Genomic DNA, 17,310 nt, shown 5'->3' with positions numbered 1-17,310 from the left:
CGGGCTTAGCTGGCGGCGTTAGCCACGGCCACGGCCTGTCCTTCGTTCAGGTTCTGGTAACCGGCCGAAATAACCTGGTCGGCGGCGGTCAGGCCGCTGGTGACTTCCACCTTGCCGTTGTAGGTGTTGCCGGTTTTGATGATGCGCTTCTTGGCCACGCTCTTGCCGCCTTCCTGGCCCACCACGTACACGTAGCTGTTCTGCTCATCGTGCTGCACGAGGTCGACGGGAATGACGGTGGCGTTGGCGGCGGCGTAGTTCTGGATGCGAACCGTGGCCACCATGTTGGGGCGCAGGTCGGCCGATTTGGCGTTCTTCAGGCGCAGCTCCACGGTGAAGGTCCGGCTGGTAGCGTTGATGCTGCGGCTGACCACGCGCACGGTGGCGGGCAGTTCCTCCCCGCCCAGGTCGGGAATGGTCACCACTGCGTCGTCGCCGGCCTTGATGCTATTGCCGTAGGCTTCCGACACGTCGGCCAGAATCTTGCCGCCCGAGCCGCTGGTCAGACGCACCACCGGCGCACCGGGGGCTGTGATTTCGCCCAGCTTGGGCAGTACCTCGTCCACGGTGCCGCTGAAGGGTGCCACCACGTTATATAGGGCGCGCTGCTGGTTCAGCGTGGCCAGGTTGCGCTGCAGGGCCTGGTAGTTGTTCTTGGCCTGCAGGTACTGGATTTCGGTTCCGATCTGCTGAGCCCAGAGGCCTTTCTGCTTTTCGTACACCGTCTTGGCCAAATCCATGCGGGTGCGCAGCTCGGCGGCGTTGGCGTCCAGGATGCTGGCGTCGATGGTGGCCAGCACCTGGCCCTTGCTGACCCGGTCGCCGCGCTGCACGCGGATGCTGGTCAGGGAGCCGGCGGCGCGGGCGCCCACGGTGGCATTCTGATCGAAATCAACGCGGCCCTGCACCTCGAGGTAGCTCTTGAAGCTCTCGGGCTTGGCGTTTATCACCGATACGGGCGTAGCAGCCACGGTGGCGGGGCCACCGGTTTTGGCCTCCAGCTCGGTAATCTTGGCCTGGGTGGCGGCCTGCTCTTTTTTCAGCTTGGCCAGTTCAGCCGTGGGGTCTTTTTCGGAAGAGCCGCAGGAGGCGAGCAGCAGGGAACCGGTCAGGAGCAGAGCGGCGGATGGAGTGTTATAAAAGCGCATGGGAAGCGGGGTTGTCGGGGGAAAGGGTAACTGCGGGCAGCCCGCTATTTTTTGGCCTGATTGTACAGCTCGCCGGTGGCCTTGTCGCGGTCTACCTTGGCTACCAGCACGTCGTAGACGGCACCGTAGTAGTTGGTCTGGGCGGAGCGCAGCTCGGTTTCGGCCGTAATGACTTCCAGGTTGGAGCCTACGCCGGCGTTGAACTTGATGCGGGTCACGCGGGCCACGTCGGCGGCCAGGTCGAGGTTGGCCTTCTGGTTGTCGAGCACGTCGAGGGCGTTGATGAGCGTCGTGCGGCTCTGGGCGTCCTGCAGATCAATGCTCTGGCGCAGGGTTTCGAAGCCCCGCTCCAGGGTTTGCTGCTGCACGCGGGCCTGCTGCACTTGGTAGCGGCGGCGGAAGCCGTCGAATACCGGCACCTGCAGGCTCAGTCCCACGTTGCCGAAGCCAAACCAGTTCTGGTTAGGAAAGCCGTTGGCAGCACGCGAGTCGGGGCCGCGGAAGGCCATCAGGTCACCGAAGTTCTTGGCCGAGCCCGAGAAGCCGTAGGCGGCCGTGGCCAGCAAGCGGGGGTAGGCGCCAGCCCGGCGGTTGGCCAGGTCCAGACCAGCCAGGGCCTGCTGGGTTTCGAGGGTGCTGAACTCAATGCGGTTGTTGTAGTTAAACGCCGCGTTGATCTGGTCGGTGCGGCCGCCGCTGAGGGCCGTCTGCTGGTCCTGGCGGTTCTGGTCGGGCGTGGTGCCGGCCGGCGTGGGTGCGGCCGGTACGGCGCCGAGGCCATTCACACCCCCGCCGTTGGCGAAGTTGGCCCCGCCCAGGCGCTGGCGCAGAGCACCGGCATCCACCACGGCGGCCCCGAGCGAATCGGAGAGCTGCACGGCTTGGCTCTGGGGCAGGCCCATCTGGAACTTCAGCAGCGCCACGCTCAGCTCGGTCAGGCGCTGGGCTTTCTGCTGCTCCACCACCAGGTTGTTGCGCTGCACGCGCAGGCGGTCCACGTCGAGCTTTTCGGCAAAGCCGGCCTTAAACGTCTGGTTCGTCTGGTAAAGCACCGTGTCGAGGCGCTGCACGTTGCGGGCCAGTAGCGCCAGGCGGGCGCGGGCCACGAGCGTGCTGTAGTAGGCTTTGCTGACCTGCTCCACCACGTCGATTTCGGCCTGCTGGGTTTGCTTTTTGGCCAGCTCGGTGTACACCTTGGCCGCTTTCAGACCAATGAGGTAGGAGCCGTCGAAGAGCAGCTGCGACACTGAGGCGCTGGTGTTGCCGGCGTACTGCAGGCCGAAGGCGAAGGCCTGGGGCGGCACCGGGTCGGAAGCCACGGTCACGGTTTTCAGGTTTACCGTCTGCCCGTTCTGGGCCGCGTTGATGTCGGCGGCGCTGAGCTGGGTGGCCGACGAGCCGCCGCCGAGGGCGCCGAAGTCAACCAGACTCTTCTGGAGCTTGAAGTTGTCGGCCAGGTTGGCCGCCACGTTCACCTGCGGCAGGCCCGCAGCGCGGATTTCACCCACCCGGGCCGCGGCCGTCTGCTCGCCCAGGCGCGTGGCCAGCAGCGACGACTTGTTCTTGATGGCGTACTCAATGGCTTGCTGCAGCGTCAGCGGCATGGTGCCGGTTGTCTGCGTGACCAGCTCGGCGCGCGGGGCGGAAGTCTGCGCTAGTGCGGTGCCCGCGGGGGCCAGCAGGCCCGGCCCGGCGGCCAGCAGCAAAACGCGGAGGTAATTCTTCATAGGTAATCGGCTTGGGCGAAGGGGTTATTCTTCTTCCGTCACGTGACGGTACTCGTTTATTAGCTTGTGGCCTTTCAGGGTTACCATGCCCAGCAGGAAGTGCTCGTTGCAGGCCATCTGCACCCGGGGCTGGTCGAACTGGTCGTGGGGAAAAACGTCGGGGTCAAACAGGATGTCGATCTGGGCCAGGCGCAGGCGGGAGAGCACCTCCACGTCGAGGTCGGCGCGGTACAGGCCCTCGGATACCCCCCGGCGCAGGTTGGCCTGAATCTGACTCAGGATGTAGTTGCTCTTGTGGGCGTGAAACAGGCTCCAGGCGGCGGGGTAGTACTTGCGCAGGTCGTGAATGGCGTTGGGGTTGATGTTGGCAAACTGGCGCTTGGCCCAGTCCATCATCTGCACCATCTCGTCCACGGCGTTGCGGGTGCGGCTGATGAGGTTTTCGCACTCGCCCTGCACCCCGTTCAAATGATTGGTGATGACGGCCGACACGATCTGGTCCTTGTTTTCGAACCATTTGTAGAGCGTCTTCTTCGAGATGCCCAGGTGGGCGGCAATGTCGTCCATCGACACGCTGCGAATGCCGTTGCGGGTGAATAGGCCGACGGCCGCCTGTAAAATCCGATCCTTTATTTCCATGACTTCGCGACAAAGATACGGCGGAAACTTTTAACGATTCCAAAGTTTCCATTATCTTTTTGCTAGCACTTTTTTCAACCCGATAGTTCCCTGCCCCCACTGACGGTCAGCTCCGCCCGATACTTTATTAGCCAACCACTATTTTTTTGCGGACCGCTTTCCCGGCCCAGCGCTACCCAACCAGTGCCGGCCGTTCGTCGTACCTTGGCGGCCGTTCCGTATTGCTTCACCCCAGTTCCTGTTCGTATGAAAATCCGCGTTGGCTTCGGCTACGACGTGCACCAGCTCCGCGAGGGCCTGCCTTTCTGGCTCGGCGGCATCCAGGTACCCCACACCCACGGCGCCCTCGGCCACTCCGATGCCGACGTACTCATCCACGTCATCTGCGACGCGCTGCTGGGCGCGGCCAACCTGCGCGACATCGGCTTCCACTTCCCCGACACCGACCCGCAGTACAAGGGCATCGACAGCAAGCGGCTGCTGGGCGAGGTGATGCGCCTGCTGCGTGAGAAAGGCTACGCCGTGGCCAACATCGACTCCACGGTTTGCCTGGAAGCGCCCAAGGTGAACCCCCACATTGCCGAGATGCAGCGGGTGCTGGCCGAGGTAATGGACATTCCCGCCGACGATATTTCCATCAAGGCCACCACCACCGAAAAGTTGGGCTTCGTGGGTCGCCGAGAAGGCGTGGCCGCCTACGCCACGGTGCTCATCACCCAGGGCTAAGCCGGCTTCCGGCCCGGCGGTGCAGCCTTTCCGTGGGCGCCCGTCTTTAGCTTCACCCTCATCCTCCCTATTTTTAGCTTCATGCAGAAAAACACGCTTTTTGCCCTGCTGCTGGCCGCTACCTGCGCCACCTCGGCCGTGGCCCAGCAGGCGCCGGAGAAAACCAAAGTCAAGGTTAAGCGCGGCAAAACCGAAAAGGTGAGCCCCACCCTGCCCGACGGCTCCCCGCCCGTTAAGCAGCCCCCGCTGGAAACCGACATGGCCGCCGAGTACGGCGCCACCATCCTCGAGAAAGACCTGCGCGAGCACCTGACCATTTTGGCTTCGGATGCCTACGAAGGCCGCGAAACCGGCGAGAAAGGCCAGAAAATGGCCGCCGACTACCTGGCCAAGCAGTTTGCCAGCCTCGACCTGACCGGGCCCGTGAAGGAGTCCGACAATCCCTACGTGCAGCACTTCACCATGGAGCGCAGCACCTGGGCCGAGGGCGCCACGCTGAAAGTGGGCGGCAAAACCTACGGCTGGCTCACCGATTTCTACGGCATGGGCAGCTCGCCCTTCCAGTCGGAGACGACCGTAAAGCCGGTGTTTGTGGGCTACGGCATCGAGCAGGCCGGCTATTCCGACTACGCCGGCCAGAACGTGCAGGGCAAGGACCTGATTATCCTGCTCGGCGAGCCCACCGACGCCCAGGGCAAGGCCGTGCTCAGCGCCGACGGCACGCCCACCAAGTGGGGCACCGACTTCCGGGCCAAGGCCGCCAAAGCCGCCGAAAAAGGCGCCCGCAGCGTGTTCTTCGTCAACCTCGACCCCAAGAATAACTTCGACAAAACGGCGGCCCGCATGGCGCCCTACATCAGCCGGCCCAGCATGCGCTTCGCCGACAGCCAGGAGCCCGGCCGCTCGTCCTTCTTCGTCTCGCCGGCCCTGGGCTACAAGCTGCTCGGCACCACGGCCGCGGCCCTGACAACCTACCAGCAGGCTTCGGCCAAGGCCAAAAAGCCGGCCGCGGCAGCCTTTAAGCCCGCTACCATCACCATCAAGGCGCCCAAGAAAAAGGAGAACTTCACCACCGAAAACGTGATGGGCTTCCTCGAGGGCACCGACAAGAAAGACGAAGTGCTGGTCGTGTCGGCCCACTACGACCACATCGGCATCACCAACGGCCAGGTCAACAACGGCGCCGACGACGACGGCTCGGGCACGGTCTCGGTGCTCGAAATTGCCCAGGCCTTCGCCAAGGCCAAGAAGGAAGGCTACGGTCCCCGCCGCAGCATCCTGTTTCTGACCGTGACGGGCGAAGAAAAGGGCCTGCTGGGCTCGGAATACTACACCGACCACCCCGTGTTTCCGCTCGAAAACACCATTGCCGACCTCAACATCGACATGGTGGGCCGCACCGACAAGGAGCACGAAGGCAAGCCGGACTACATCTACGTTATCGGCTCCGACAAGCTTTCCTCGGAGCTGCACGCCATTGATGAGGAGGCCAACAAGAAGTACGTCAACCTCGACCTTGACTACAAGTTCAACGACCCCGAGGATCCGAACCGCTTCTACTACCGCTCCGACCACTACAACTTCGCCAAGCACAAAATCCCGGTGGCGTTTTACTTCAACGGCGTGCACGACGACTACCACGGCGCCGGCGACGAGGTGGAAAAAATCGAGTTTCCGAAGATGGAAAAGCGCGCCCGGCTGGTGTTTTATACGGCCTGGGAGCTGGCCAACCGGCCCAACCGCATCGTGGTGGACTCGAACAAGCCCTAACGTACGGACCTGATTTGCGCAGTCTTACAAAGGCGCGAAGCTTGACGGGGAAACCATCCGCGTCCGGCTTCGCGCCTTTTGCGTGGCGGGTTGGGGCTTACTTTTTCGGCTGCTTTGCGTTAGACTACCTCGGCCGAAACCGGACTGCCCGCCGCGGTCCGGCTCGGGTCCGTTACCGTCTGCCCCGCTATGAAAAAACTGCTCCTCTATAGTTTACTGGTTTTGACTGCCGGGCCGGCGGCCTGGGCCCAGAAGCCGCTCAGCAAAGCGGCCCCGGCTACCGCCACCCAGTCGGCCTCCGCTGCCCCTGATCCGGCCGTCACGTACGCGGGCACCATCCGGCAAACCGACTTGCGGGAGCACCTGACCACGCTGGCTTCCGATGCCTTTGCGGGCCGCGAAACCGGGCAGGCCGGCCAGAAAAAAGCGGCTGACTACCTCGTCCGGCAATTTGCGGCCCTGGGCCTGCAGGGGCCCGTAAAGGGTAGCGCCACGCCCTATCTGCAGCCGTTTCAGGTGACGCGCGGCACTCCGCAGCCCGGCGGCTACCTAAAAGTAAACGGGCAGAACTACGCTTGGCTGCGCGACTTTTTCAGCTACGGCCCCCTGCTTTCACCGTTCCCGACCGAAACCGCCGGCCAGCCCGTGTTTGCCGGCTTCGGCATCGATGACCCCAAGTATTCGGACTACGCGGGCCTCGACGTGCGGGGCAAGGATGTGCTGGTGCTGATGGGCGAGCCCCAGGATGCCAAGGGGCGCAGCCTGCTCACGGGCACCAAGGAGGACGGCGAGTGGGCCTCCGGCATTCGAAAAATAGCCCTGGCCAAGCGCAAAGGCGCCCGCAGCATCTTCTTTCTGACCTTCGGCTCCACCGCCGACTTCCAGGCCCAGGCCACCCAACTCGGACCGGCTTTGCAGGAACCGGCCTGGGCCCTCACCGACCCCGTGCCCGCCTCCGCTACCGCCGCCGACCACGACGAGATGCCGGCCGGCATCGGGGTGTACCTGGTGTCGCCGGAGGTGGGGCCGCAGCTGGCCGGGACCACCGAAGCCAACCTGCGCGCCTACCTCGGGGCCATTGCCAAGCAGAAAAAGCCGGTGCCCCTGAACTTTCAGCCCCCGGCCTTCACGGCCTTCGTGCCCCAGCAGCAGGAAAAGCTGACCACTGAAAACGTGCTGGGCTTCCTGGAAGGCTCCGACAAGAAAGACGAGGTGCTCGTGATATCGGCCCACTACGACCACCTGGGCACCAAGCACGACACGATTTACAACGGCGCCGACGATGACGGCTCGGGCACGGTATCGGTGCTTGAAATTGCCCAGGCGTTTGCCCAAGCCAAGAAGGAAGGGCACGGCCCGCGCCGCAGCATCCTGTTTGTGCTCATGACCGGCGAGGAAGAAGGACTGTTCGGTTCGGAATACTACACCACCCACCCCGTGCTGCCGCTGGCCGCCACCGTCACCGACCTCAATATTGATATGGTGGGCCGCACCGACCAGGCCCACGCCGGCAAGCCCGACTTCGTGTACCTGGTCGGCGACGACAAGCTGTCCTGGGAATTGCACACCGCCGTGGAGGCCGCCAACGCCAAGTACAGCCGTCTGGCTCTCGACTACGCCTACAATGCCGACAACGACCCCGAGCAGCTCTACTACCGCTCCGACCATTACAACTTCGCCAAGCACAACATCCCGGTGGTCTTCTTTACTAGTGGCCTGCACGCCGACTACCACAAGGCCACCGACGACGTGGAGCGCATCGAGTTTGAGCCCCTGGAAAAGCGCGCCCGGCTAGTGTTTTACACCGCCTGGGAGCTGGCCAACCGCGACGCCCGGGTACTGCTGGACGCCAGCAAGCCCTAGGGTCAGCGGGAAGGATTGCGGGAAAAAGCCGCGGGTTTCGCCTTTCCCGCCGTTATATTTGTTTATATCCCGCGCCGCCAACTCCCTCTTGCCATGACGACCAAAGCTGCTCAGTTTCTCGCCGACTCCGATGCCAAAGCCTTTGACCTGGAGCACCGGCGCAAGATCCGCTTCAACATCGGCAAGTACAACGCGGCCGTGCAGACTGGCCTGGGTTGGTACTACAACCACGAGTTGGCCCGGGAGCGGGCATCCTACCTCAAGGCCAAGGTTATCAACCACCTCGACGAGTACCTGCTCGAGTTTGAGCGCAACTTCACGGCCCGGGGCGGCAAGGTTATCTGGGCCCGGGACGCCCAGGAGGCCCTGACCGAAATCGGCAAGATCATGGCCCGCAAGCACGCCCGCACCGTGGTGAAGGCCAAGAGCATGACCACCGAGGAAATTCACCTCAACGATTACCTCGGCAAAAACGGCATCGACTCCATTGAAACCGACCTGGGCGAGTTTATCGTGCAGCTCAACGGCGAGCGGCCCTACCACATCGTGACGCCGGCCATGCACCTGAGCAAGCAGGACATTGCCAATATCTTCGTCAAGCACCTCGGCATTGAGCCCACCGACGACGCCCAGAAGCTGGTGCTCACGGCCCGCCACCTGCTGCGCGGCAAATACACCCAGGCCGAGGTCGGCATCACCGGCGGCAACTTTCTGCTGGCCGATATCGGCGGGGTGGCCGTGACCGAAAACGAGGGCAACGCCCGCCTGTCGGCCACCTTCCCCAAAACCCACATTGCCATCGTGGGCATTGAAAAGCTGATTCCCAGCGTCCACGACCTGGATTTGTTCTGGCCCCTGCTCAGCACCAGCGGTACCGGGCAGCAGGTCACGGTCTACAACACCATCTACACCGGGCCCCGCCAGCCCCTGGAAAAGGACGGGCCCGACGAAATGTACGTGGTGCTGCTCGACAACGGCCGCACCACCCTGCTGGCCCAGGCCGATAAGCGCGAAGCCCTGCATTGCATCCGCTGCGGGGCCTGCCTGAACGTATGCCCGGTGTACAAGAACATCGGTGGCCACACCTACGAAACGACGTATTCTGGTCCCATTGGCTCGGTGATTTCGCCCCACCTGAGCGGGCTGGCCGAAAACAAGCACCTGAGCTACGCTTCCTCGTTGTGCGGGGCCTGCACCTCGGTGTGCCCGGTGAAAATCAACATTCATAACCTGCTACTCAAAAACCGCCAGCAGGTGGTGCAGGAGGGCCTTACCGACCAGGAAGAGCGCACCGCCATCCGGCTCTGGTTGCTGAGCATGAAGAACCGCCGCCTGCTGAACCTGCTGCCGGCCCGGGCCAAAAACTGGGTGCTGCTGCGCATGCTCAGCCAGGTGGGCTGGAACAAGCGGCGCGAGGCCCTGGAAGTGGCCCCCAAGTCGTTCAATAAGCTGTGGCGGGAGCGGAAGTAGCGCGGCCGGGCCCGAAACCCAACCATTCCGGACGGCAGCAGTAAAAAGATGGCCCGGGCACCCTGCCTGACGCTGAGCTGGTTCCTATGCCCGATTTGTTGTTGCGCGTGCTGGCCTTCGCCGCCGGCACGTTCCTTATCTTCAGCACCGTGCTGGCCGCTATCCGCTCGTTTGTGCTGCCCCGCAACGAGTCGGTGCTCATCAACAACTGGGTGTTCATGACCATCCGGCGGCTGTTCAGCCTGCTGGCGGCCCGTAAGAAAACCTACGGGGGCCGCGACAAGGTGATGGCCATGTACGCGCCGGTAGGGCTGGTGATGCTGCCCATTGCCTGGCTGATTCTGCTTTCGGTGGGCTACACGGGCATCTACTGGGCCCTGGGCGAGGGCGACATTTGGATCAGCTACCTGCTCAGCTCCTCTTCCCTGCTCACGCTGGGCTCGGTGGAAGCGTCCACGGTGCTCATCAGCGTGTTCACGTACTCCGAGGCCACGTTCGGGCTGCTGCTCATCACCCTGCTGATTTCCTACCTGCCCACCATGTACCAGGCCTTCACCCGGCGGGAGCTGGTGGTGGCCCGGCTGGAGCTGCGCTGCGGCACCAATCGGACGGCCACGGAGCTCATTATCTGGCTCAACCGGACCGGCTCTTTGCTCGACGACGGCCCGCATTGGGAGCGGTGGGAAGAATGGTTCGTGGAAATCGAGGAAACCCACACGTCCCTGCCCATCCTGTCGTTTTTCCGCTCCCCCCAGCCCGGCCGCTCCTGGGTGACGGCGGCCAGCATCATCCTCGACTCGGCCGCCGTCATCATCTCGGCCGTCGACCAGCGCCGTGACCCGCAGATTGAGCTCTGCTTTAAGGCTGGCTGCGTGGCCATCAACCGCATTGAGCGGTATTTTCAGCAGCGCGCCCACGCCGAGCCCAACGACCTGATTACCGACGACAATCCGGTGGAAGACCCCACCCGTCGGGATTTTTTCCGCACCTGCGAGCAGCTCGCCGAGGCTCAGGTGCCCCTCAAGGCCGACCGGGAGGCGGCTTGGCAGGAATACCAGGAGATGCACGCCCGCTACGCCGATGCCGTGCAGTACCTAGCCAAGCTCACCATGGCCCCCGATCTGAAGGCCATCGGCGGCAACCGGTAGCGGCCCCCGAAGCCGCGGGCCCGCCCCCGCAAACAGGCGTTTTTAGCCGTCTATCCGTCCGGTTACCGGGCTGAACCGCATTTTTTTGGGTTTCACCTAAAATAAAGCTGCTATCTGCTTTCTATCAGTTACTTTGGACAATTATTACAGAATAGGTATTTACCAGCATTACCCCGGTCGTTGTCTTATTCGTTCCGGGCCCAGTGCAGTTTTGCCTTTGGGTTAAATTTCGGCATGCGCCAGCAGTATTCGCTCCTTATTCAGCCGCCATGCCGAGCCAAGGGCAGCCCCGCCGGGTCTGCCCCACCCATCTGCTGATTAGAATTTAGTCACGCTTCTTTTTGCCGCCAGGCTTGGTCCGGGCTGGCTGTGGGCCCAAGGGCCCCGGCTGGTCGGGCTGCTTCTTTTTCACTTTTTCCCAACCCCTTTTCCTTTTCTATGCAACAATCTTTACGCTCCGGGCCCCGGCCCACATCGGCAGCGACCCACTCCCCCGGCAGTACAGCGGCCCGGCGCCGCTGGCGGCCCGGGTTGCTTGTGCTGCTCCTGCTGCTGAGCAGTCAGCTCGGCTGGGCCCAGGTCACCAAAACCCTGCCCGGCGACTACGCGTCCTTCGCGGCGGCTTTCACCGACCTGAACACCAACGGCGTGCCGGCGGGTGGGGTCACCATCAACGTGGCGGCGGGCTACGCCGAAACCCTGGCGGCTCCCTTGCTGCTCACGGCCACGGGCACGGCGGCTAACCCCGTCGTCTTTCAGAAATCGGGCAGCGGGGCCAACCCCAAAATCACGGCCGGCGTGGGCACAACCACCGGCCTCGACGCCATCATTGGCCTGTCGGGCGCCGACTACGTGACCTTCGACGGGCTGGAGCTGGCGGAAAATGCGGCCAACACCACCCCTACCCAGCAGATGGAATTCGGCTTTGCCCTGTTCCGCCCCTCTCCCACCGACGGCTGCCAGTTCAACGTTATCCGCAACTGCGTGGTGACGCTCAACAAAGCCAACACGGGCACCTTTGGCATCTACGGGGCGGCCACCACGGCGGCGGCTACCACGTCGGTGGCGGCTACTTCGCCGGCCGGCGCCAACTCCAACAACCGCATCTACGGCAACACGGTCAGTAATGCTGTGTCGGGCATGTACCTGACGGGCAACAGCTCGACGGCCGCGGCCAACTTCGACCAGAACAACGAAATCGGGGTAACGGCGGGCAACACCGTCACCAACTTCGGGGGCGCCGCCACTTCGGGCTGGGGCATCGGGGTGAACGTGCAGAACGGGGCCAAGATTGCCAACAACATCGTGAACAGCACCGGCGGCACCGCGGGTACGTCCACGCTGCGGGGCATCTACGGCAACTCGGGCACGTCTGCGAACATCGACATCACCAACAATACCATTACGCTCGTCAGCGGGGCCACCACCTCCACGACCAGCGGCATCGACAACGGCATCGGCTCGACGGCGGCTTCCAACACGGTCAACATCACCGGCAACACGGTGAACGTCAGCAGCGCCACCGTCACGACCGGCACCACGACGGGCATCACCAACTCGGCCTCGGCCGCCACGGTAAACGTCACCGGCAACACAGTAACCGGCAGCCTGACGGCCTCCACGACGGCCGCCTTGACGGGCATTTCCAACTCGGGCTCCGGCACCACCGTCAACCTGTCGGGCAACACGGTCAACGGCTGCAGCCTGCCTACGGCTACCACCGGCGTGTTTACGGGCGTAGTCAACTCGGGCTCCGGCACCACCGTCAACCTGAACAACAACATCGTCACCAACAACACCGCCTTCGGCACGGGCTCCATGCTGCTCGTTTCGGGCGGCTCGCCGACCACGCTGAACATGAACGGCAACACGGTGACGGGCAACAGCAAGACGCCCGCCGCCCCGTCGGCCTCCATCACCATGCAGGCCCTGACGGCCGGCTCGGCGGCGGTAACGGCCTCCAACAACACGGTCAGCAACAACACCATCACCATTTCGGGCACTTCCAGCTCGGCGGGCGTTATCTACGGCTACTACCAAAACAGCAGCCCGACTTCGGAAACCCTGACCTCGAACACGTTCAGCAACCTGACCGTCGGTGGCACCTCCACGTCGGCGGCCCACATCGTGGCCGGTATCCGCACGTTCCCGACTGCCACGACCGTGCACGTGTTCACCCTCAACACCATTGCGACGCTGTCGGTGACGGGTAGCGGCAGCGGGGCAGTCAGCGGCATGCTGTTCTCCTCGGGCGGCGGCACGGCTTCCAACTACGCCCGCAACAAAATCTACGACCTGAGCGCCGTGGGGGCCAGCGCCACCGTCAACGGCATCAACATCTCCGGCGGCGGCACTTTCCCGCTCAACAACAACCTCATCGGCGACCTGCGCGCCCCGGCCGCGACGAGCCTGGTGGCCGTCAACGGCCTGCAGATTGGTGCCGCCACGGCCGCCAACGTCTACTACAACACCATCAGCCTGGCCGCCACGAGCTCGGGAGCTACGTTTGGCACCTCGGGCCTGTACCTATCGAGCACGACGCCGACGGTGGACGTGCGCAACAACATCGTGGTCAACAAGTCTACGGCCGCAGGCACGGGAGGCTTCACCGCCGCCCTGCGCCGGACCAGCGCCGCCTTCACCGGCTACGCCACCAACTCCAACAACAACGCCTACTACGCCGGCACGCCCAGCGCCACGCAGGTGCTGTACTACGACGGCACCACCGGCTACCCGACCCTGGCCGCCTTTAAAACGGCCGTCACTCCCCGCGAATCCAACTCGGTAACTGAGGACGTGTCCTTCCTGAGCACTACGGGTTCGGCCGCCACCTTCCTGCACATCAATCCCGCCGTGCCCACCCAGGTGGAAGGCAACGCCACGCCCGTGGCCAGCGTCACGGTTGACTTCGACGGGCAGACCCGCAACGCCACCACGCCGGACATCGGCGCCGACGAGGGCACCTTCACGCCCCAGGACCTGACCGGCCCCGTCATTGTGTACACGCCCCTGGGCAACACCAACAGCACCGCCAACCGCACCCTGACGGCCACCATCACCGACGCCAGCGGCATCGGCACGGGCACCAACGCCCCGCGGCTGTACTACCGCAAGGGTACCAGCGGCGCCTTCGTCTTCGTGACGCCCACCAGCGTCAGCGGCAACGACTACACCTTTACCTTCGACTTCGCCGCCATCGGTGGGGTCACGGGCTTCGACGTGGTGCAGTACTACGTGGCGGCCCAAGACAACGCGCCGGCCCAGAACGTCAGCTCCACGCCGGTGGGTGCCTCGGGCAACAACCCGCCCGGCACGGCCTTCAGCGGCACCCCCAACCAGTTCAGCATTCAGGGCGTGCTCAGCGGTACCTACTACGTGGGCACCAGCACTTCCCCCGACCCGGCCCGCACCTACGCCAGCCTCACGGCGGCCGTGGCAGCCTACAACAATAACAACCTGGGCGGGGCCGTGACCTTCCTGCTTCTGGACGCGGCCTACTCGGCGGCCACGGGCGAAACGTTCCCCCTGGTTATCAACGCCAACGCCGACGCCAGCGCCACCAACACGCTGACCATTAAGCCTAACAGCGGCGTAACGGCGGCTATTTCGGGCAGCGTGGCAACCGGGGCAGCCTTCAAGCTCAACGGCGCCGACTACGTGACCATCGACGGCGCTAACTCGGCCGGTGGGACCACCCAGAACCTGACCATCGAAAACACCAGCGCCACGGGCAGCGGCAACGCCGTGCTGTGGCTGGCGGCCGCCTCGGCTACCGACGGCGCCACCTTCAACACGGTGAAAAACTCGGTTATCCGGGGTACTTCCGCTACGGGCACGCCGCAGTTTACGGTGTTTCTGGGCGGCGGCGGTGTGGGTGTCGCCTCCCCGACCACCAGCACGCCCGCCGCTAACTCCAACAACACCATCACCAACAACCAGATCCTGAAGGGCTACTACGGCCTGTTCATGTTCGGCGTGTCGGCAACGGTGCTGGATCAGAGCAACGTGGTCAGTGGCAACCAACTGGGCCTGGGTGCCGGCAACGGCTTCGGGCAGGAAGGCATTCGCGCCGTGTACCAGCAGAACCTGCTGCTCGAAGGCAACGAAATCCAGAATATCACCAACGGCACGACTACCTCGAACCTGTACGGCATTTTCCTAGCCGACTCGCGCAGCGCCACGCTGAGCCGCAACTCGGTACACAACGTGTCCTACACGGGCACCAGCACCACCAAGGTCTGGGGCATCTTTACCTCGAACACGGCCTTCAATACGGCGGCCACGCCCAGCACGACCTTGCTCGCCAACAACCTCGTGTACGGCCTCAATTCCACGGCCACCAGCTCGACCTGGAACACGGTGGGCATCAACAACGGCGGCGGCTACGGCGACAAGTACTACTTCAACACGGTGTATTTGAGCGGGCAGCTGAGCGCAGCTACCGGCACGGCGGGCTCGGCGGCATTTGCCAACGGCAACCCCAGCGTGACTACCTCGGCCACCAACATTGACGTGCGCAACAACATCTTCAGCATCATCGGCGGCACCGGTGGCTCGACCACCACGCCCCTGTACGCGCACTACACCCAGGCCACGACCTACTCCGGCAGCCTGCTCGACAACAACGACCTGTACGTGACGGCCGGCAGCACGGGCCTGGCCCGCATCGGCCGCCTCAACGCCGTGGACGCCGTGGACTTGGCCGCCTGGCGCACTGCCACGGCCCAGGAAGCCAACTCGGTGAGCGTGGATCCGCTCTTTACGCAGGTGACGGGAGTTCCTTACAACCTGAAGCCCGCCAACCTGGCCCTGAACAGCGCCGGCGCTACCGGCACCGGCATCACGGTTGACTACCTGAACGCCACCCGCAGCAATCCGCCCGACATCGGCGCCATTGAGTTTACCCCGCCGCCGTTCGACCTGGCCGCTACGGCCCTGGTGAGCCCGACGGCTACGGCCGGCTGCTACGGCGCCGCGGAAGCCATTGTAGTGGCCGTGCGCAACCAAGGCTCTTCCGCCCTTGACTTCAGTGCCAACAATGCCACCGTTACGGCCGTGGTAACGCTGCCCGGCGGCGGCACCCAGACCCTGACGGCGGCCCTGACTTCGGGCACGCTGGCCGTGGGCGCCACCCAAAACGTGACGCTGAGCCCTACGCTCGACATGACGGCCGCGGGTACCTACTCCTTCGCCATTACGGCCACGGTGGCCGGCGACGGCAACACCAGCAACGACGCGCTGACTCCTACCCCAGTTCGCACGGTAGTGGCTCCAGTGGCTGGCACGTTGAGCGCTTCTAACGCTACCATCTGCCTGAGCGGCACCACGGCCCTGACCCTGGCCGGCTCGGCCAACGGCAGCATCCAGCTCCAGCAGAGCACCGATAACGTGACGTTTACGGACATTGCCGGCGCAACCAGCGCGACTTTCACCACGCCGGTCCTCACGGGCACCACCTACTTCCGCGCCCGCACGACGTGCGGCACCAACGTGGCAACCAGCAACGTAGTGACGGTGACCGTCAACAACCCGCAGATTACTTCCACCAACTCCCCCGTAGCTATCTGCGAAGGCGGCACGGCTACCCTCACGGCTACTGCCGCCACGGGTACCACCATCCGCTTCTATGATGCCGCTACCGGGGGCAACCTGCTCGCCACGGCGGCCAGCTACACCACGCCCGTCCTGACGGCTTCGCAGCAGTACTTCGTGGAAGCCAGCCTCCCGGGCAGCACAGTAGCGGGCCTGACCAGCAACGCGGCGTCCAATGGCACCTTCACGCAGTCGACGCTCACGGACTACCCCTTGGGCTTTGCCGTAACCCAGGCCGGCACGCTGACCTCGGTTGACGTGTATCCGACTGCGGCGGGCACGCTCACCATCCGCCTCTACAGCGTGGCTGGCACCCAGCCCGGCGGCACGACCACGGCCGTAGCTGGCTCCGACGTGACGATTACCGTTACGGCCGCGCAGGTCGGCACCAAGGTGACGGTTCCGTTGAACTACGCCCTGACGCCCGGCGACTACAAGCTCTCCAACTTCGCGGGTGGGCTGGGTCGTTACAGTACCTATACCGGCACCTACCCGCTGACTTCGGCCGACGGCATTCTGACGGTGAAGGGCTCCTACACGCTGTTTAGCTCCACGAGCTACTCGAATACGACCTACAACAGCTTCTTCAACCTGACGTTCTCCAACGTCTGCGCTGCGGCGGCCCGCACCCCGATTCAGGTGAACGTCTCGGCCCTGCCGACGGCCAGCCTGGCTTCGGCTACGGATCAACTCTGCGCCGGCACCAGCTACCAGCTGGCTGGCACCGTGGGCGGCTCGGCAACGGGCGGCACCTTCACCAGCAGCGGCTCGGGCTCGTTCTCGCCCAACGCCACGGCCCTGAACGCCACCTACTCGCCGTCGGCCGCCGACATCAGCGCTGGCTCGGTGGTCATTACCCTGACCACCACGGGTCCTGCCGCCTGCGCGCCAGCCACGGCTACCACGACGCTGACCATCAACCCCGCCGCCGTGGCCACGCTGACGGCGGGCGGAGCCACCACGTTCTGCCAGGGCGGGTCGGTGACGCTGACAGCTCCGGCCGTTACGGGCAGCACCTACCAGTTCCTGCTCAACGGCTCGGCCATCAGCGGCGCTACGACCAATACCTACTCGGCTTCGGCCAGCGGCAGCTACTCGGTAACCGTAACCACGGCCCAAGGCTGCACAGCCACGTCGACGGCCACGGTCGTGACGGTGAATCCGCTGACGACGGCTACGTTCTCGTATCCGGCCGCCACGTATTGCCAGAACGATACGAACCCCACG

9 protein-coding genes are annotated in these 17,310 nt (G+C 64.1%); 6 read left to right on the top strand and 3 right to left on the bottom strand.

The annotated features are described in order from the left end of the window. Positions 1-5 precede the first annotated feature (5 nt). Genes EWM57_RS01770 through EWM57_RS01760 form a run of 3 tightly spaced genes read right to left on the bottom strand, consistent with a single transcriptional unit; the run spans position 6 to position 3,514 of the window. The gene (locus EWM57_RS01770; RefSeq protein ID WP_129919415.1) at positions 6-1,148 is read right to left on the bottom strand and encodes an efflux RND transporter periplasmic adaptor subunit; all 1,143 of its coding nucleotides are present in this window, start codon (positions 1,146-1,148) and stop codon (positions 6-8) included. A 44-nt stretch (positions 1,149-1,192) separates the two neighbouring features. Then, on the bottom strand, positions 1,193-2,875 hold the full coding sequence (locus tag EWM57_RS01765) for a TolC family protein (protein ID WP_129919414.1): 1,683 nt from the start codon (positions 2,873-2,875) through the stop codon (positions 1,193-1,195). 24 nt (positions 2,876-2,899) lie between these two features. Continuing rightward, the gene (locus EWM57_RS01760) at positions 2,900-3,514 is read right to left on the bottom strand and encodes a TetR/AcrR family transcriptional regulator (protein WP_129919413.1); all 615 of its coding nucleotides are present in this window, start codon (positions 3,512-3,514) and stop codon (positions 2,900-2,902) included. A 246-nt stretch (positions 3,515-3,760) separates the two neighbouring features. Here EWM57_RS01760 and ispF point away from each other — a divergent pair, with 246 nt between their 5' ends. The 6 genes from ispF to EWM57_RS01730 form a co-directional block, all read left to right on the top strand. After that, positions 3,761-4,240 carry a 2-C-methyl-D-erythritol 2,4-cyclodiphosphate synthase gene (gene ispF / locus EWM57_RS01755; protein ID WP_129919412.1) on the top strand — a complete coding sequence of 160 codons (480 nt, stop codon included), beginning with the start codon at positions 3,761-3,763 and terminating at the stop codon, positions 4,238-4,240. Between the two features lie 81 nt (positions 4,241-4,321). Continuing rightward, a complete protein-coding gene (locus EWM57_RS01750) occupies positions 4,322-6,010 on the top strand; it encodes a M28 family peptidase (RefSeq protein WP_129919411.1) in 1,689 nt (562 codons plus the stop codon). Positions 6,011-6,199: 189 nt separating this feature from the next. Then, the gene (locus tag EWM57_RS01745; protein ID WP_129919410.1) at positions 6,200-7,873 is read left to right on the top strand and encodes a M28 family peptidase; all 1,674 of its coding nucleotides are present in this window, start codon (positions 6,200-6,202) and stop codon (positions 7,871-7,873) included. A 93-nt stretch (positions 7,874-7,966) separates the two neighbouring features. Next, positions 7,967-9,343, top strand: coding sequence for a LutB/LldF family L-lactate oxidation iron-sulfur protein (locus tag EWM57_RS01740; protein ID WP_129919409.1), 1,377 nt, complete (start codon positions 7,967-7,969; stop codon positions 9,341-9,343). Between the two features lie 86 nt (positions 9,344-9,429). Then, positions 9,430-10,491, top strand: coding sequence for a hypothetical protein (locus EWM57_RS01735; protein WP_129919408.1), 1,062 nt, complete (start codon positions 9,430-9,432; stop codon positions 10,489-10,491). Between the two features lie 537 nt (positions 10,492-11,028). Beyond that, positions 11,029-17,310, top strand: a 6,282-nt coding sequence (locus EWM57_RS01730) for a beta strand repeat-containing protein (RefSeq protein ID WP_129919407.1), incomplete at its 3' end; no start/stop codon positions are given.

Origin of the sequence: Hymenobacter persicinus, from assembly GCF_004167665.1 — a bacterium.
Classification (GTDB): Bacteria; Bacteroidota; Bacteroidia; order Cytophagales; family Hymenobacteraceae; genus Hymenobacter; species Hymenobacter persicinus.
The sequence above is the reverse complement of the archived record's forward strand: the minus strand, read 5'-3'. Positions and strand labels throughout refer to the sequence as shown.